The following is a 16,602-nucleotide window of genomic DNA, read 5'->3' on the forward strand; positions in this document are numbered from 1 at the left end:
TGCTGGGCTTGCGCGGCGACAGCAGTTTCCAATGGTCGGGCGGCTTGAGCGTGGTGCAGGCGTATGCAGCCTGGCAGCATGCGTTCACGGCGGGCAGCCTGGTTTTCGGGGCGGCGTATGTGGGGGCGCCGGCGGCGGGTTTTACGGTGCAGGGGATAGGCTTGGCGCGCAGTTCCGGCTGGGCCGGGCTGGGGTTGAGTACCGCGGTGGACCAGCGCTGGGGCTGGTATCTCAACTACGATGCGCAGCTGGGCAGCGGCGGCTTGCGTAACAATGTGCTGTCGCTGGGGCTGCGCAGTAAACTCGATTGATTACATTTCACTGCCGGCGGGCTGTGCAGGCGCCGGCACTTCCGGCGCCATTGCCGGGCTGGTTTTCATGATGCGTTTCTTGCCCATCAGGCCCAGATCCGCGCCGGTAATGCCATACTCGTTCATCTTGGCTTTGATTTCGGTGATGACGTCAGCGATTTCGGCTTGCCGCAGTTCCTCTGCCTGTTTTCTCAATTGTTCGATTTGTGCTTGCAGCTCTTTGTAGGTCGTCATTTCTGGTGCTTTCTTTCTGCGTTTGGGACGGGCAAGTATACCGTAAGCGCGTAACGAGATGGATGTGTCCTTGCCGCCGTTTTGCCGCATTGATACAGGTTGTTGCAAACATTACCGATTTGTAGTTACCCTTTCTATCGCCCAATCTATATTGAATACAGGGATGTGGTTTGTGCTGTCGTTGTGGCGTTGCCTTGGCGGTAAACGAAGCAAACGCCGGAAGTAAAAGGTGTTGCTATGAAGAGGTTCACGGTTTTATGGTGTGCGGTAACCGCGTTGATGTTGAGTGTTGCCAGCGATTTCGCGGTGGCGCAAAATCACGGGTCTCACGAGCGTGGCGGCGGCTTTCATGGCAACGCCAGCGGCATGCACCATGGCGGCGGCATGGAAGCTCGCCACGGTTTTCATCGGTTTCGCGATTTCCATGGGCGTACCAGGATAATCATAGGCGGTCCTTTTTTCTGGCCGCCAATCTACTATGATCCCGATTTCTATCCAGGCCCGGCGCCATTGATGTATGTACCGCCAGGTGCTGATTTCAGTTACTACTGTAACGACCCGGTCGGCTATTATCCCGCCGTGCCGAGTTGCCCGAGCGGCTGGTTGCGGGTGGTTCCTGGCGACGTTCCTTACTGATCCGATCGGGCGCAGCCCATGCAAAAACGCTATCCAATTCAAATTGGGTAGCGTTTTTTTTACGCACGTCGTGGCCGCAAGGCGCTAGCAAATTTTTGCCAGGCATCTTGCTGCCGATTAACATGGCGCGTACCATGATGTGAAAATCCATTCAACTTCCTGTCCCGGAGACATGCATGTCCATTCATATGATTGAAGCGCTTCGTTTTAACGTAGCAGGCGACCGGATCGAAGAAGTGCGTTGGGGACGGGCAAAACCCAAGGATGACGGTTCTATCGGGTGGGAGCACAAGACTTCAGAACAGGATGTCAGCCTGGTGGTCGACGCGTTGCATTTCGGCGACGAGGTCGCTACTGCATTTTCAGTCGATGGAAAAATTGTGCGCGGCCCCAGCATCGCGCTGGTGATTTACGAGCACGGGATTGAGGGGATCGGCATTACTGGGCCCGAAGTATCTGGGCGCACGTTGGCAGATTTGCCGCGATTTTGAGGCGGATTGAATCTGTTGTCCATTCGCGTTTGCTGACTGCTGCCTTTCTTCAAGCATACGTCTAACGATTTTCTGTATTATTGCCCAATGCGAATATTTCAAAGCATGAAATTCCGCTTTATCGGGCTCGGCGTATTGCTTATCGTTGCCGGTATCTCACTACGCGTGTTTTTTGCGCTGCCGTTCGCACAAGGGCTCCTGCGTGACGAGGTTGCAAATCAGCAATTATCGATTGCTTCCTATGTCGCGCGTGATATCGATCATAGTATCCAGGCGAGACGCGCCCTGATTGGCGAACTGAGCACGGCGCTGCCGCCGGAATTGTTGCAGCAGCCGGAGAAACTGGCGACCTGGGTCCGGGAACGGCAGCGGGTGAACCCCTTGTTTAATAGCGGTTTGCTGGTGTTGCGGCCGGATGGCAACGGCCTGCTAGCCGAATATCCGGCAATAGCGGGGCGCAGCAACCTGGTTTTTTCGGAGATCGACTGGTTCCAGGCTGCCTTGCATGCCGACTCCCCTGTGATGAGCAAGCCGGAGCGCGGACGCGCTAACGGCGAGCCGATCTTGATCATGGCGGCGCCGGTACGCAACGCCGCCAGGCAGGTGGTGGCGGTGCTGGCGGGCGTGGTGGTGCTCAACACACCGGGCTTTCTCGATCGCCTGCAAGAAGTCCGGCTCGGAGCGAGCGGCGGCTTTCTTTTGGTTTCGCCGGCCGATAAGTTATTCGTCGCCGCCAGCGACCCTGCGATGGTGTTAGCGCCGACCCCTGCAGCCGGCGTGAATCTGTTGCACGATCGCGCCATGGCCGGCTTCCGCGGCACCGGGATAACGATTAACGCGAAAGGTGTGGAGGAGTTGTCTTCCATGGTGACGGTGCCGAGCACAGGATGGTTTGTCGTCGCACGGATACCTACTGCAGAGGTGTTTCATCCGATTCAAGCCATGCGGAATTTCTTCCTGAAGAACACGCTGGTGGTACTGTTCGGGACGATCGCGATATTGATGTTGGTGCTGCCGCGCTTGTTGCGGCCGCTGACGAGTGCGGCGCAGGCGATGCGCGAAATGGCGGATGGCACGCGGCCGCTGGCGCCGCTGCCGGTCAGGCGCCGCGACGAAGTAGGCGATCTGGTGCTTGGTTTTAATTATTTGGTGGAACGGCTGTATGAAAAAGAAGCCGCGCTCAAGGCGAGCGAGGCGAGCATGGCATTCATGGCGCATCACGATGCGCTCACCGGTCTGTACAACAGGACTATGCTGGAAGATCGTTTGCAGCAGGCGGTGGTGCGCGCCCAGCGCGAGGGCTCGCATTTTGCGCTGCTGTTTTGCGATCTGGATGACTTTAAGCCGATCAACGATCAATATGGACACGCGGCGGGTGATGGAGTTTTGCACCAGGTCGCGGCACGCTTGCTGGACGAACGAAGGGGCACGGATACCGTGGCGCGCCTGGGTGGCGACGAATTCGTTATCCTGCTGACTGATCTCAGCGATGCCCACAGTGGAGCGATTGTCGTGGCTCAGCAATTGCTGGAGACACTCAGCATACCTTTCAATGTCGGCGGCAAAATATTTGAGCTGAGCGCCTCGATCGGTATCGCGCTGTACCCCGGCATCGGCGTTTCAGCGTCGCAACTGATGTCGCAGGCCGACATCGCCATGTATCGAGCGAAGCGGGCCGGGAAGAACAAATTTTGTGTTTTTGATGAAACCTTTGAATCTTTCAGCATTTAGGGCGTGGAATTTGGCACTAGCCGAGCCGGATCGGCGAGATGTTGTTGCAAGCGGCAAATCAGCTTTAATCAGCGGGCGCCGGAAATAAGTTCTATGCTGCTTAGTGTAAGATCCTTGCTTTTCCGCGCCGACGAAGTGCCGTTCATCATGAAAGTCTACAATTTAGCTTGTGAACGAAATCATCGCTTTGAGGGCTGGTTTGCCTCGGAGGAAGATTTTCTGTCGCAATCGGCGGGACGGCAGATTATTTGCCCGGTGTGCGACAGCCTGAAAGTCGGCAAGCTGCCGTCAGCCCCGCATCTGAATTTATCCGCAGCCAAATCAAATCCTGCCGGCGGCGACGCGGGTTTGAGTTCGGCGGCAGTGGCGCAATTTCAGCAGCGTCTGCAGGACGTGGTGCGTCATGTGATGGAAAATACGGAAGATGTGGGCGCAGGTTTTGCCGAGGAAGCGCGTCGGATTCATTACAAGGAAGTGCCCGGGCATGGAATACGCGGCATTGCATCGGCGGAACAATGCGAGGAGCTGGCAGAGGAGGGCATCGATGTTTTCCATTTGCCGCTGTCGATACCTCCCAAGCGGTCGCTTCAATAATTCAATAATTCAGTAGGCCGGCTGCCGTTATGCTGCACCGGCAGGCCGGCAGTTACGCGTTGCGATCCCGCAGAATCCGTGTGACGCCGCGGATGCGGCGGACATTGCGCATCAACCTGGCCAGGTGCACCCGGTCTTCGACCTGGATGGTGAAGATCAGCTGCGTCATCAACTGATCTTTGTCGTCATCCATGTTGACATAGATGATGTTGGCGTCGGAGTCGCCGATTTCGGCGGCGACCCGGGCCAGGATGCCCTTGTCGTTATGCACCAGCACCTTGATGCGGCAATCGAAGCGGCGATTCAGGTCTTCGCCCCACAGCACTTCAATCCAGCGATCAGGGTCCTTGTTGCGTTGGCGCTTGGCGATGTGGCAGTCTTCGGTGTGCACCACCAGGCCCTGGTCGCGCTTGAGCTGGCCGGTGATGTGATCGCCCGGAATCGGCTGGCAGCATGGCGACAGCTGCACCGACACGCCTTCGCTGCCATAGATCACCACCGGGTCCATCTTGGCGGGAGCGACAATACCTTCCATGTCGAGCAGCGGCGTCTGCAAAGGTTCGTTTTCGAGCAAGCCCATGATATGGCGCGCCACCAGGGTCGCCATACGTTTGCCGACGCCGATGTCGGCATAGATTTCATCTAGCGACTTGGCGCTGGATTCATTCAACAGGCGATCGATCACGATCGGCGCCAGCACCGGATTCAGGTTGAGCATCGCCAGCGCCTGCGACAGCAGTCGCTGGCCGAGTTCCACCGACTCGCTCAGATTGATGGTGCGCAGATGATGACGGATGGCCGAACGCGCTTTGCCGGTGCGCACAAAACTGAGCCAGTTGGGACTAGGGCGCGAACTGGTCGAGGTAATGATTTCGACGATGTCGCCGTTGTGCAATTCTGTGCGCAGCGGCGCAGCTTCGTGATTGATCTTGGCGGCGATAGTCTGGTCGCCGACATCGGTATGGATGGTATAGGCGAAATCAAGCGCGGTGGCGCCACGCGGCAAGGCGATGATTTTCGATTTCGGCGTAAACACGTAAACCGAATCGGGAAACAGGTCGACCTTGACATGCTCCAGGAACTCGGCCGAATCGCCGGTTTGTTTCTGGATGTCGAGCAGCGACTGCAGCCAGGCGTGGGTGCGCTGCTGCAAATCGCTCAGATTGCCTTCTTCGTCCTTGTACAGCCAGTGCGCGGCAACGCCCGACTCGGCTACCCGATGCATGTCCTGGGTGCGTATCTGGAATTCCACCGGCGTACCGTACGGGCCGATCAAGGTCGTGTGCAGCGACTGATAGCCATTCAGCTTGGGGATCGCGATGTAATCCTTGAACTTGCCCGGCATCGGCTTGTACAGCGCATGCAGGGTGCCGAGCGCGAGGTAGCAATTGGCGAAGGTATCGACCACGATACGGAAGCCGTACACATCCAGCACCTGCGAAAATGACAGATGCTTGCTGTGCATCTTGCGGTAGATGCCGAACAGGCTCTTCTCGCGGCCGTCTATTTGCGCGTTGATGCCGGTTGCCGCCAGCGTGGTGCTGACCGATTCCAGGATCTTGCTGACCACTTCGCGTCGATTGCCGCGCGCCGCCTTGACTGCTTTGGCCAAGGTGCGATGGCGCAGCGGGTACAGATGCGAAAACGCCAGTTCCTGCAGCTCGCGGTAGATATTGTTAAGGCCCAGGCGATGCGCGATCGGAACGTAGACCTCCATCGTCTCACGGGCGATGCGACGCTTCTTTTCCGGGACCATCACGCCCAGCGTGCGCATATTGTGCAAGCGGTCGGCCAGCTTGACCAGGATCACGCGCACATCGCGCGCCATCGCCAGCAGCATCTTGCGGAAATTTTCGGCCTGGGCTTCGATCTGGCTCTGGAATTCGATCTTGTCCAACTTCGACAAACCGTCAACCAAAGTCGCCACCGGCGCGCCGAAGCGTTCAATCAGCTCATCCTTCTTGACGTCCTGGTCTTCCATGACGTCGTGCAGCAGGGCGGCCATGATCGCTTGCGCGTCAAGCTTCCAGTCGGCGCAGATTTCGGCGACGGCTATCGGGTGTGAAATATAAGGTTCGCCGGATTTGCGCATCTGACCCAGATGCATTTCATCCGAAAAGCGATACGCTTCCCTGACCTTCTTCAGCTCGGCTGGGGTCAGGTAGTCGGCAAGCTTGGTGGTCAGGTGCGTGATCGAAGCGACGCCGGGTTGTAGCGTGGGCGGATGATCTGGCAAGGGAGGAGTATTAGCGGGTTTTCTGGCTGAGCGGGGAGAGGCCGCCCGTTTTTTAGTGGTTGCGGCTGATGACAGACTTGAATCTGGAGAGGTCAGGTTCATACTGGGTAGCTATCAGCCGCATGAGTTTTACTAATTGCGGGACAGAGTTTGCAAGCCACCGAAGCGTGACGCATTACTCTGTCCTCAATTAATCTGTTAGCCAGGTACCTTTTTCAGCATTTCAATACCGATCTTGCCTGCAGCGATTTCGCGCAGTGCAATCACGGTTGGTTTGTCTTTTGCGTCAATTTTTGCAGTGTGGCCTTGCAACAACTGGCGCGCGCGATAAGTCGCGGACAGCGTCAACTGAAAACGGTTAGGGATTTGTTTCAAACAATCTTCGATGGTGATGCGGGCCATATATTCTCCGGAAAACGGTGTTGCTAGGTGTTGATTCAATACTAACTTAAATTGGCGTGGATACCCAATTGGGCAAACAAAGACGCGTTGCGCACCGCCTGCTGTGAAAAGCGGCAGCGGGTAGCTTTGACGATCGCTGTTAATTCCGACAGAGCAGTTGCAAACTCTTGATTAATAATAACATATTCAAACTCGGGGGCGTGGGCGATTTCGCCGCCGGCGGCAAGAATCCGGCGCGTAATGACCTGCGGTTCGTCCTGGCCACGCTTTTTCAGGCGGTCTTCCAGGGCTGCAATCGACGGCGGCAGGATAAAAATCCCGACCGCGTGCGGGAATTGCTTCTTCACTTGCTGCGCGCCTTGCCAGTCGATCTCCAGCAAAACGTCGGTGCCGGATTGCATTTGCTCGGCAATCGCCAGGCGCGAAGTGCCGTAATAATTGGTATGTACTTCGGCCCACTCCAGGAATTCGCCTTGTTTGTGGCGCGTGCGGAAGTCTTCAACCGTAGTGAAATGATATTCGCGGCCGTCCTGCTCACTCGGGCGTGGTGGCCGCGTAGTGTAGGAAATCGACAGTTTGATGGCTTTTTCTTGTGCCAGCAGGGCATTGACCAGCGTCGATTTGCCGGCACCGGAAGGTGCTACCACCATGAACAGGCTGCCCGACATGGGATGTTCGTCCGGCATTGCCGAAACAGGTTCAATCGGTGAGGTAGGGAGAAGTGGAGGTGTCATGACAATTGAGTAGTGTGCAATCCATCAAGCATTTAACATACCTGACTACAAGAGTGTCATTGTATCAGCGCGGCAATAAGACTGCAGCGTGGATTTGTATCTTTCCGGTATGGTGCGCGTGGCAAGTATATTGGCGATGTGATAACGGCAGCCCGGGCATGGTGTACATTTATGGTTTTTCAAAAAAGCGCACGCGCTGACCGTTCGCTTTAATGATATAAAAACGATAAGGAAATTCACTGTGGCGATCAAATTACAGCAAAGCGAGCAGAAAGATCTGATCGGATCGATTCAGCGCTATTTCAAGGAAAACATGGAAGAGCCGATCGGCGACCTGAAAGCGGGCATGCTGCTCGATTTCTGCCTGCGGGTAATCGGCCCCGGCATTTATAACCAGGCGATTGCCGATGCGCAGGCGCATATGGAGGCGAAAGTCTCGGATCTGGCGGTCGAGTGCTATGCAGAGACCGAGGATTACTGGAAGAGGAAAAAATAAGCCTGGCCAGGACCGGCTGCGCACGTCCAAAGCTGACAGCGGCATGGTAGCGGACGCTATAATGTAAGCAGACCTCATCCTTTCATCCTTATTCGCAACTTTACCCAACACCATCCACGATATGCATTATGTTTCGACTCGCGGCCACGCAGCTGCCCAAAAATTTTCCGAAATTCTGTTAGGCGGCCTGGCCCCGGATGGCGGTTTGTACCTGCCAGCGGAATATCCGCAAGTCACCGGCGCCGAGCTGGATCTGTGGCGCAGCTTGTCGTATGCCGACCTGGCGTATGAAGTGCTGAGGAAATTCGCTACCGATGTGCCGGCAGCCGATTTGAAGGCGCTGGCGCACAAGACCTACAGCGCCGAGGTTTACCGCAATGTGCGGGCGGGCGACGATGCCGGCCAGATTACGCCGTTGCGCGTGCTGGAAGAAAAGGATGGCAGCAAGCTGCTGCTGCAGGCACTGTCAAACGGCCCGACGCTCGCCTTCAAGGATATGGCGATGCAGTTGCTGGGCAACCTGTTTGAATACACACTGGCCAAGAACGACGCCAAACTGAACATTTTCGGCGCCACTTCCGGCGATACGGGCAGCGCGGCGGAATACGCGATGCGCGGCAAAAAGGGCATACGCGTTTTCATGCTGTCGCCGCACAAGAAAATGAGCGCGTTCCAGACCGCGCAAATGTTCAGCCTGCAAGACCCGAATATCTTCAATATCGCGGTAGAAGGCGTATTCGACGATTGCCAGGATATGGTCAAGGCGGTATCCAACGATCATGCGTTCAAGGCCAGCCAGAAAATCGGCACCGTCAATTCGATCAACTGGGCGCGTGTCGTGGCGCAGGTGGTGTATTACTTCCGCGGCTACCTGAGCGCTACCACCGGCAACGATCAAAAAGTATCGTTTACCGTTCCTTCGGGTAATTTCGGCAATATCTGCGCCGGCCATATCGCGCGCATGATGGGCTTGCCGATAGATAAGCTGGTGGCAGCCACCAACGAGAACGACGTGCTCGACGAATTTTTCCGCACCGGGATCTACCGGGTGCGCAAATCGGCCGAGACTTACCACACCAGCAGCCCCAGCATGGACATCAGCAAGGCCTCGAATTTCGAGCGTTTCATCCACGATTTGCTGGATGGCGACAGCGAACGCGTGCGCGCTCTGTTCCATAAGGTGGAAACTGAAGGCGGATTCAACCTGGCGGGCGGCCCCGGCAGCGACGGCGACGAGTTTGCCAAGATCGGCAACTTCGGCTTCCAGTCCGGCAAATCGACCCATCAGGACCGGCTGGACACCATCCGCGATATCGAACAGCGCTATGGCGTCACGATTGATACGCACACCGCCGACGGCGTCAAGGTGGCGCGCGAATACGTAACGCCGGGCGTACCGATGATCGTGCTGGAAACTGCGTTGCCGGCCAAGTTCAACGAGACCATCCGCGAAGCGCTGGGACGCGATGCCGAGCGGCCAGCCGGCTTTGAAAACATAGAAGCGCTGCCGCAGCGCTTCGAAGTGATGGCGGCCGATGTGGCGCAGGTCAAGGCTTTCATTGCCGGCCATACCGGCCTATAAATTTGCTGTAATGAACTAGCTGCGATCAGAATCAGATAATGCAAAAACCACCTATGTTGTCCGTTGCTGAAGCCCTCGACGTATTATTGGCCGCGCCGCGCCCGCTGGTCGACAGCGCCGCCATCGAACAGATGCCGACGCTGATAGCCAATGGCCGGATACTGGCAAGCGCCCAGACTTCTCACATCAATGTGCCGCCAGCGGATAACACGCAGATGGACGGTTACGCCGTACGCGCTGCGGATTGCGTCGGCGGCGCTGCAAGACTGCAGGTGTCGCAACGGATTGCGGCCGGCCATGTCGGCGCGCCGCTGCAGGCCGGCACCGCTGCCCGGATTTTTACCGGCGCCATGATTCCTGAGGGCGCGGATGCCGTTGTAATGCAGGAAATGTGCGAGGCCGACGGCGATGCGGTAGTGATCAAACATACGCCCGCTTGCGGTGAATGGGTACGGCGCGCCGGTGAAGATATCCGCAGCGGCAGCGTGATCCTGCCGGCCGGCACGCGGCTGCGGCCACAGCATCTTGGCCTGGCGGCATCGGTCGGCCTGGAAACAGTGCCGGTATTGCGCAAATTGCGGGTGGCGATGTTTTTCACCGGCGATGAACTGGCCATGCCTGGCCAGCCATTGAAACCGGGCGCCATTTACAACTCGAACCGATTCGTGTTGCGCGGCCTGCTGGAAAACCTCGGTTGTGAAATCAGCGATTACGGCATCGTGCCGGACAATCGTGAAGCGACCCGCGAGGCCCTGCGCCTGGCGGCCCAGGAACACGACTTGATTCTGACTTCCGGCGGCGTGTCGGTCGGCGAGGAAGATCACGTCAAACCGGCGGTCGAAGCGGAAGGGCGTCTGAACATGTGGCAAATCGCCATGAAACCAGGCAAGCCGCTCGCCTTCGGCGAAATCCGCCGCGCCGGCGGCGGCATGGCTTTCTTTATCGGCTTGCCCGGCAATCCGGTCTCCAGCTTTGTGACCTTCCTGATCTTTGTACGGCCCTTCATCTTGCATCAGCAAGGCGTGGCGGCAGCCGGGCTGGCGCCGCAGGCGGTCTCCATGCGCGCCGATTTCGATTGGCCCAAGGCCGATCGCCGCCAGGAATTCCTGCGCGTAAAAATCAACGCCGGCGGCGGCCTCGATTTATTCCCGCAGCAGGGCTCGGGCGTGCTGACATCCACTGTCTGGGGCGACGGCCTGGCCGACAATCCAGCCGGAACAACCATCGCCAAGGGCGACTTGCTGCGTTTCTTGCCGTTTTCAGCTCTACTGCAGTAAAAATAATAGTAAAAGTAAACAACCTTGTAATTGATCGAAAAAGAGAATGTAATGAAAATCCAGCTGCGCTTTTTTGCCAGCCTCCGTGAGGCGCTTAATGTGTCTCAGGAGACGCTGGAGTTGCCGGCTTCGATTGCCACCGTTGGCGAGCTGCGCATTTTTTTGCGCGCGCGCGGCCCGGTTTGGGCTGAGGCACTGGCTGACGGCCGGGCCTTGCGCATGGCGTTCAATCAGGAATTGGTGAATGCCGATGCCGCCCTGGCCGAGGGCGGCGAAGTAGCATTTTTCCCGCCGGTAACCGGTGGCTAACTACCGGTGGCTGACATTGGTTTGTTGCTGTCCATGAGGTCTTGACTATGCCCATCCGTGTTCAGACAGAGGATTTCGATTTCGCCGCCGAGCTTGCGCGATTGCGGCTGTCCAATCCCAAAATCGGCGCCGTAGTCAGCTTTCTCGGCACCGTGCGCGATTTGAACGACGGCAGCACCGTCGCCCAGATGGAGCTGGAACATTATCCCGGCATGACCGAGAAGGCCCTGGCCGCAATTGTCGAGCAGGCCAAGCAGCGCTGGGATATCTTCGATGCGCTGGTGATACACCGCATCGGCCCCTTGCTGCCGCTCGACCAGATCGTGCTGGTGGCGGTGAGTTCGGCGCATCGCGGCGACGCCTTTGCCGCCTGCGAATACATTATCGACTACCTGAAAACCGAAGCGCCGTTCTGGAAAAAAGAACACACGGACCAGGGCGCGCGCTGGGTCGACGCCCGTAGCACCGACGACGATGCGCTGGCCAAATGGGAGCAGGAAGAGCAGGATCCGCTGCCGCTGCCTATGCGCGAAAGCAAGAAGTGAGCTGGCTGGCGGTTGGTATCGGCGCGATGCTGGGCGCCTGGCTGCGTTGGGGCGCGAGCATCTGGCTGGGCGCATATCAGAATCAATTGCCGCTGGGTACTCTGCTGGTGAATCTGGCCGGCGGCTACCTGGCAGGGCTGGCCGTCGGTTTCTTTGAAGGCCATCCCTTGCTGCCCGTCGAATGGCGACTGCTGGTGATTACAGGATTTCTTGGCGGTTTGACTACTTTCTCCACCTTTTCTGCTGAATCGATGGTGTTGTTACAGCAGGGCGAGTATGGTTGGTTTCTCGGGCATACCCTGTTGCATCTCTGCGGTTCGATTATCTTGTGTATTGCCGGGTTCATGACCTATCGCGCCATCTCTTTTTAATTTATCTTTTTTCTACCTGCGCTTGAAATAAGCTGGCCTGTCCCAATTTTCTACTCATTAGATATTTTGGAGGAACCATGCGTTTCGATAAATTAACCACCAAGCTGCAAGAAGCAATCGCCGATGGACAGAGCCAGGCCGTCGGTAATGATAATCAGTATATTGAGCCGGTCCATGTCTTGGTCGCTTTATTGAATCAGAACGATGGCAGCGCCACCTCCTTGCTGCAACGCGCGGGCGTCAACGTCGCCGCGCTCGGCGCCGGCTTGAAGGCAGCGCTGGAGCGCTTGCCTAAAGTCTCCGGCCATGGCGGCGAAGTACAGATCGGCCGCGATCTGTCGGCCTTGCTCAATCTGGCCGACAAGGAAGCACAGAAGCGCGGCGATGAATTCATTGCCAGCGAAATGCTGTTGCTCGCTCTTCTTGAGGATAAGTCCGATGCCGGGCGTCTGGCGCGTGAAAACGGCCTGACCCGCAAGGCGCTGGAAGCCGCGATTACCGCCGTGCGCGGCGGCGCCAATGTCGCTTCGCAGGATAGCGAGGGACAGCGCGAAGCTTTGAAAAAATACACGCTCGACCTGACCGAACGGGCGCGCCTCGGCAAACTCGATCCGGTGATCGGCCGCGACGATGAGATCCGTCGGGCGATCCAGATTTTGCAACGGCGCAGCAAGAATAATCCGGTGCTGATCGGCGAACCCGGGGTCGGCAAGACCGCGATTGTGGAAGGATTGGCGCAACGGATCGTCAACGGCGAAGTACCTGACAGCCTGAAATCGAAACGCGTATTGTCGCTGGACATGGCGTCGTTGCTGGCCGGCGCGAAATTCCGCGGCGAGTTCGAAGAACGGCTGAAAGCCGTGCTGAAGGAAATCGCCCAGGACGAGGGGCAAACCATCGTGTTTATCGATGAGTTGCACACCATGGTCGGCGCCGGCAAGGCCGAAGGCGCGATGGATGCCGGCAATATGCTGAAACCGGCGCTGGCGCGTGGCGAGCTGCATTGCGTTGGCGCCACCACGCTGGACGAGTATCGCAAGTATGTCGAGAAAGATGCGGCGCTGGAACGGCGTTTCCAAAAGATTCTGGTCGACGAGCCTAGCGTCGAAGCCACGATCGCCATCCTGCGCGGCTTGCAAGAAAAGTACGAAGTCCATCATGGCGTTGAAATTACCGATCCGGCGATTGTTGCGGCGGCGGAGCTGTCGCATCGTTACATTACGGATCGCTTCTTGCCGGACAAGGCTATCGACCTGATCGACGAAGCAGCCGCCAAGATCAAGATTGAAATCGATTCCAAGCCGGAGGTGATGGACAAGCTTGATCGCCGCTTGATTCAACTCAAGATCGAGCGTGAGGCGGTGCGGCGCGAGAAAGACGAGGCATCGCAAAAACGCTTCGCCTTGATCGAAGAGGAAATCGAGAAATTGTCGCGTGAGTATGCCGATCTGGAAGAAATCTGGAAGTCCGAGAAAGCCAGTGCCCAAGGCAGCAAGCACCTGAAGGAAGAGATCGAAAAGTTGCGTGTGCAAATTGACGAAGCGACGCGCAAGAGCGACTGGCAAAAAGTTTCCGAGCTAAAGTACGGCAAACTCAATGAGCTTGAGAAAGCGCTTGAGACGCAATCCAAGCAGGATGCCTTGGCGGCAGAACATCCGGATCCGGAGGGCAAGCCGCAACTGGTGCGGACCCAGGTTGGCGCAGACGAGATTGCCGAGATCGTCTCGCGCATTACCGGCATTCCGGTGGCCAAGATGCTGCAGGGCGAGCGCGATAAACTCATCAAGATGGAGGATGAGCTGCATCAACGCGTGGTCGGCCAGAATGAGGCGATTGTTGCCGTGTCGGACGCCATCCGCCGCTCGCGAGCCGGTCTGAGCGATCCTGACCGGCCATACGGTTCATTCATGTTCCTTGGCCCCACCGGCGTCGGCAAGACCGAGTTGTGCAAGGCGCTGGCCGGCTTCTTGTTCGATAGCACCGATGCCCTGGTCCGTATCGACATGAGCGAGTTCATGGAGAAGCATTCGGTAGCACGCCTGATCGGCGCGCCGCCGGGTTATGTCGGCTACGAAGAGGGCGGTTATCTGACCGAGCTGGTGCGTCGTAAGCCGTACAGCGTGATCTTGCTGGATGAAATCGAAAAAGCCCATCCGGATGTCTTCAACGTGCTGCTGCAGGTGCTGGACGATGGCCGCATGACCGACGGCCAGGGCCGTACCGTGGATTTCAAGAATACGGTGATCGTGATGACCTCGAACCTCGGCTCGCATCGGATCCAGGCGATGGAAGGTGCGGATCCGGCGGCGATCAAGGACGAGGTAATGGCGGAAGTGAGAAACCATTTCCGTCCCGAGTTCATCAACCGTATCGATGAAATCGTGGTGTTCCATGCTTTGGACGAGAAGAACATAGGGGCGATCGCGCTGATCCAGCTGAAAATTCTCGAACAGCGTTTGGCAAAAATGGATATGGGGCTGGATATTTCAGAAGGCGCTCTGCAAAAGATCGCAGAGGCAGGCTACGATCCAGTGTACGGCGCCCGGCCATTGAAGCGAGCGATCCAGCAGCAGATCGAGAATCCATTGTCCAAATTGATACTCGAAGGTAAGTTTGGGCCAAAGGACAGGGTTCACATAAATGTTAACAATGGTGAGATCGTGTTCAAAGTGGCAATGTAAGCTCGGATTTTACCTGCGCAAACAGGTAGAATCGCAGCAGGCTTGAATGTGTTGCTTTATGAAAAGAGGTCACATGGCTATGCCGTGTGGCCTTTTTTTTATAAGCTTATGCTGCATGTATATTGATTTATCTTAGATCAGGCATTGCCAATTTTTGCGTTTTTCCGAGGCAATTTTGAAGCGAACCTCATTGCAACGCCTATTCATTTTGCCGTTTGCAGCGCTACTGTTGTGCCTGGCCGTCTCAGTCGGCTGGCTGCTCTATCAAACCGGTCAGGAAGCTACCGATGCCTTGTCGCAGAAGGTCCTGGCTGACATGATGGGAGGCATCAACAGCGTCATCAACAGGCAATTATTCGACGCCGGCGCGGCGTTGCGAGTGGTCGCGCCCGATCAGGTTGCCGGCGCCGCCAATAAAACTCCGACCCCTATTCCTTTTCCTGCCAGCGTCAACCGGCTGGAAGAGCGCATGTGGATTGCCAGCGGCCTGTTTCCGGCGGTGGGCGGCTTGATCAGCTTTGCCGGTACGGACGGCCATTTTGTCGCCATCCGCAGAAGCGCCGCCAACGAATTCCGGGTCAGGCTGAGAGGCGCCGGCGAGAGCGCCGTCCGCATGTATCGCAGTCGCGGCCCGGCGACAGAAATGACTTTTCTGGAGACGGAAAACTACGAGCCGCGCGAGCAGAGCTGGTATTTGAATGCCGTCAGCCAGAAAAAAGATAGCTGGTCGCCAGTGTTCATCGATGCCGCCAGCAATGAGCCGGTGCTGATGTTGGCGCGGCCGGTGGTTGACGCCAGCCAGCAAGTGTTCGGCGTGGTGGCAAGGGAATTGTCGCTGAGGCCGCTACGCGACTATTTGCAGACTTTGTCCATGGATAGAAACGGCGTTGCTTTTGTGGCTGAGCGCGACGGCGACCTGCTCGTAGCGTCGAATGGAGAAGGCGCCTTCGCCCTGCGCAACGGTGCTCAGAGGCTGTCTGTAAGAAATAATCTGAACGATATCGCTTCACCCTTCATGCGCCAAAGCTGGCAATTGGTGCAAACCTATCTGCAGAAGCACCGTGAGGCGGCGCTGGTTACCGATCCGGTAAATACCTCGGCTGCCAGCCCGCCGACGCCAAGCAAGTTGATCATTGGCGCATTTCCCAGCCAGTACGGGCAGATCGAAGTGGCGGCACAGATTCATCGTGATGCTGCCGGGCTGAATTGGGTGGCGGTGGTCGCGTTGCCGCGTTCGGATTTCTGGGGAGCGGTCAATTCCAGCGTCTATAAGAGCTTGTATCTGGGCCTGCTGGTAATCCTGCTGGCTTTGCTGGTCGGCTACGCGATATTGCGCTGGGTCCTGCGCGATATCCGCAAGCTGACGCTGGCCGTGCGCAACATTGGCAGCGGCCGGCCATTTGCCAAATTGAATATCGACCGCAGGGACGAGATTGGCGAACTGGCAAAGAGCTTCCAGGAAATAGAGCGCCATCTGCGCACCGACCGCCTTACCAGCCTGCTCAATCGCGATACTCTGATCGCACAGATCGAATTTCGCCGCCGCACCGATGTCGATCCGTCGCTGTTCCGGTTTGCCGTACTGTTCGTCGATCTGGACAAGTTCAAGCAGGTCAACGATCACTATGGCCATGACGAAGGCGACCGGGTGCTGATCGAAGTCGGCTTGCGCCTGCAAAACGCCTTGCGCAAGGAAGATGAGGTGGCGCGTTTCGGCGGCGATGAATTCATCGTCTACCTGCCTGGCGTGGCCGACGAGGAATCGGCGCTGGCGATCGCGGAAAAGATCTATGCGGTGTTGAACAAGCCTATCCTGATGGCTAACGGCGAACATTGCCAGGTCGGCGCCTCCATCGGCGGCGCCCTGTATCCGGCCGACGGCCTCGACCTGGAAACCTTGTTGAAGGTGGCCGACAAGCGGATGTATAGTGTCAAGAAATTCGGCGGCCTGACGTTTTCATCGGACGACTGA

At 57.2% G+C, this 16,602-nt stretch carries 17 protein-coding genes; 13 read left to right on the top strand and 4 right to left on the bottom strand.

Annotation, left to right across the window (positions count from 1 at the left end):
* Nucleotides 1–311: autotransporter outer membrane beta-barrel domain-containing protein (locus BLV81_RS01660; RefSeq protein ID WP_143036244.1), on the top strand; the 311-nt coding region annotated here is incomplete at its 5' end.
* Here BLV81_RS01660 and BLV81_RS01665 read toward each other — a convergent pair.
* Nucleotides 312–545, bottom strand: a complete 234-nt coding sequence (locus BLV81_RS01665) for an H-NS histone family protein (RefSeq protein ID WP_092351780.1) — start codon at nucleotides 543–545, stop codon at nucleotides 312–314.
* 237 nt (nucleotides 546–782) lie between these two features.
* On the opposite strand from BLV81_RS01665, the gene BLV81_RS01670 reads away from it, so the two are divergent.
* From BLV81_RS01670 to BLV81_RS01685, 4 genes are all read left to right on the top strand, one after another.
* Complete coding sequence (locus BLV81_RS01670; RefSeq protein ID WP_218134234.1) at nucleotides 783–1,181, top strand: hypothetical protein; 399 nt, start codon at nucleotides 783–785, stop codon at nucleotides 1,179–1,181.
* 176 nt (nucleotides 1,182–1,357) lie between these two features.
* A complete protein-coding gene (locus BLV81_RS01675) occupies nucleotides 1,358–1,672 on the top strand; it encodes a hypothetical protein (RefSeq protein ID WP_092351784.1) in 315 nt (104 codons plus the stop codon).
* Nucleotides 1,673–1,777: 105 nt separating this feature from the next.
* The gene (locus BLV81_RS01680; RefSeq protein WP_176992703.1) at nucleotides 1,778–3,403 is read left to right on the top strand and encodes a diguanylate cyclase domain-containing protein; all 1,626 of its coding nucleotides are present in this window, start codon (nucleotides 1,778–1,780) and stop codon (nucleotides 3,401–3,403) included.
* A gap of 147 nt (nucleotides 3,404–3,550) precedes the next feature.
* Nucleotides 3,551–3,997: a DUF1178 family protein gene (locus BLV81_RS01685; protein ID WP_092352314.1), complete on the top strand. Its 447-nt coding sequence runs from the start codon at nucleotides 3,551–3,553 to the stop codon at nucleotides 3,995–3,997.
* A gap of 52 nt (nucleotides 3,998–4,049) precedes the next feature.
* On the opposite strand, the gene BLV81_RS01690 is transcribed toward BLV81_RS01685, so the two are convergent.
* The 3 genes from BLV81_RS01690 to gmk form a co-directional block, all read right to left on the bottom strand.
* Nucleotides 4,050–6,335: a RelA/SpoT family protein gene (locus BLV81_RS01690; RefSeq protein WP_092351788.1), complete on the bottom strand. Its 2,286-nt coding sequence runs from the start codon at nucleotides 6,333–6,335 to the stop codon at nucleotides 4,050–4,052.
* Between the two features lie 96 nt (nucleotides 6,336–6,431).
* Entirely contained in the window at nucleotides 6,432–6,635 is a 204-nt protein-coding gene (gene rpoZ / locus BLV81_RS01695) for a DNA-directed RNA polymerase subunit omega (protein ID WP_092351791.1), read from the bottom strand.
* Nucleotides 6,636–6,676: 41 nt separating this feature from the next.
* On the bottom strand, nucleotides 6,677–7,321 hold the full coding sequence (gene gmk, locus BLV81_RS01700) for a guanylate kinase (protein WP_092351793.1): 645 nt from the start codon (nucleotides 7,319–7,321) through the stop codon (nucleotides 6,677–6,679).
* 289 nt (nucleotides 7,322–7,610) lie between these two features.
* On the opposite strand from gmk, the gene BLV81_RS01705 reads away from it, so the two are divergent.
* The 8 genes from BLV81_RS01705 to BLV81_RS01740 all read left to right on the top strand — a co-directional run bounded on the left by BLV81_RS01705 (nucleotide 7,611) and on the right by BLV81_RS01740 (nucleotide 16,602).
* Entirely contained in the window at nucleotides 7,611–7,865 is a 255-nt protein-coding gene (locus tag BLV81_RS01705) for a DUF2164 domain-containing protein (RefSeq protein ID WP_092351795.1), read from the top strand.
* Nucleotides 7,866–7,986: 121 nt separating this feature from the next.
* Nucleotides 7,987–9,447: a threonine synthase gene (gene thrC / locus BLV81_RS01710; RefSeq protein ID WP_092351796.1), complete on the top strand. Its 1,461-nt coding sequence runs from the start codon at nucleotides 7,987–7,989 to the stop codon at nucleotides 9,445–9,447.
* A 38-nt stretch (nucleotides 9,448–9,485) separates the two neighbouring features.
* Nucleotides 9,486–10,724 (top strand): molybdopterin molybdotransferase MoeA, encoded by a 1,239-nt coding sequence (gene glp, locus BLV81_RS01715; RefSeq protein ID WP_092351798.1) that lies wholly within the window; start codon nucleotides 9,486–9,488, stop codon nucleotides 10,722–10,724.
* 51 nt (nucleotides 10,725–10,775) lie between these two features.
* Nucleotides 10,776–11,033, top strand: coding sequence for a molybdopterin converting factor subunit 1 (moaD, locus tag BLV81_RS01720; RefSeq protein WP_092352316.1), 258 nt, complete (start codon nucleotides 10,776–10,778; stop codon nucleotides 11,031–11,033).
* A 47-nt stretch (nucleotides 11,034–11,080) separates the two neighbouring features.
* The gene (locus tag BLV81_RS01725; protein ID WP_092351800.1) at nucleotides 11,081–11,578 is read left to right on the top strand and encodes a molybdenum cofactor biosynthesis protein MoaE; all 498 of its coding nucleotides are present in this window, start codon (nucleotides 11,081–11,083) and stop codon (nucleotides 11,576–11,578) included.
* On the top strand, nucleotides 11,575–11,949 hold the full coding sequence (gene crcB, locus BLV81_RS01730; RefSeq protein ID WP_092351802.1) for a fluoride efflux transporter CrcB: 375 nt from the start codon (nucleotides 11,575–11,577) through the stop codon (nucleotides 11,947–11,949). Before BLV81_RS01725 ends, crcB begins: the two co-directional genes overlap by 4 nt.
* Before the next feature lie 77 nt (nucleotides 11,950–12,026).
* On the top strand, nucleotides 12,027–14,630 hold the full coding sequence (gene clpB / locus BLV81_RS01735; RefSeq protein ID WP_092351804.1) for an ATP-dependent chaperone ClpB: 2,604 nt from the start codon (nucleotides 12,027–12,029) through the stop codon (nucleotides 14,628–14,630).
* Between the two features lie 190 nt (nucleotides 14,631–14,820).
* The gene (locus tag BLV81_RS01740) at nucleotides 14,821–16,602 is read left to right on the top strand and encodes a diguanylate cyclase (protein ID WP_143036245.1); all 1,782 of its coding nucleotides are present in this window, start codon (nucleotides 14,821–14,823) and stop codon (nucleotides 16,600–16,602) included.

The sequence above is a fragment of the Collimonas sp. OK242 genome, assembly GCF_900107095.1.
Lineage (GTDB): Bacteria > Pseudomonadota > Gammaproteobacteria > Burkholderiales > Burkholderiaceae_D > Collimonas.

Excerpts from the sequence above, each read along its gene's own strand:
- BLV81_RS01665 (WP_092351780.1), bottom strand. The coding sequence starts at position 545 with ATGACGACCTACAAAGAGCTGCAAGCACAAATCGAACAATTGAGAAAA.
- BLV81_RS01670 (WP_218134234.1), top strand. The coding sequence starts at position 783 with ATGAAGAGGTTCACGGTTTTATGGTGTGCGGTAACCGCGTTGATGTTG.
- BLV81_RS01675 (WP_092351784.1), top strand. The coding sequence starts at position 1,358 with ATGTCCATTCATATGATTGAAGCGCTTCGTTTTAACGTAGCAGGCGAC.
- BLV81_RS01680 (WP_176992703.1), top strand. The coding sequence starts at position 1,778 with ATGAAATTCCGCTTTATCGGGCTCGGCGTATTGCTTATCGTTGCCGGT.
- BLV81_RS01685 (WP_092352314.1), top strand. The coding sequence starts at position 3,551 with ATGAAAGTCTACAATTTAGCTTGTGAACGAAATCATCGCTTTGAGGGC.
- BLV81_RS01690 (WP_092351788.1), bottom strand. The coding sequence starts at position 6,335 with ATGAACCTGACCTCTCCAGATTCAAGTCTGTCATCAGCCGCAACCACT.
- rpoZ (WP_092351791.1), bottom strand. The coding sequence starts at position 6,635 with ATGGCCCGCATCACCATCGAAGATTGTTTGAAACAAATCCCTAACCGT.
- gmk (WP_092351793.1), bottom strand. The coding sequence starts at position 7,321 with ATGCCGGACGAACATCCCATGTCGGGCAGCCTGTTCATGGTGGTAGCA.
- thrC (WP_092351796.1), top strand. The coding sequence starts at position 7,987 with ATGCATTATGTTTCGACTCGCGGCCACGCAGCTGCCCAAAAATTTTCC.
- glp (WP_092351798.1), top strand. The coding sequence starts at position 9,486 with ATGCAAAAACCACCTATGTTGTCCGTTGCTGAAGCCCTCGACGTATTA.
- moaD (WP_092352316.1), top strand. The coding sequence starts at position 10,776 with ATGAAAATCCAGCTGCGCTTTTTTGCCAGCCTCCGTGAGGCGCTTAAT.
- BLV81_RS01725 (WP_092351800.1), top strand. The coding sequence starts at position 11,081 with ATGCCCATCCGTGTTCAGACAGAGGATTTCGATTTCGCCGCCGAGCTT.
- clpB (WP_092351804.1), top strand. The coding sequence starts at position 12,027 with ATGCGTTTCGATAAATTAACCACCAAGCTGCAAGAAGCAATCGCCGAT.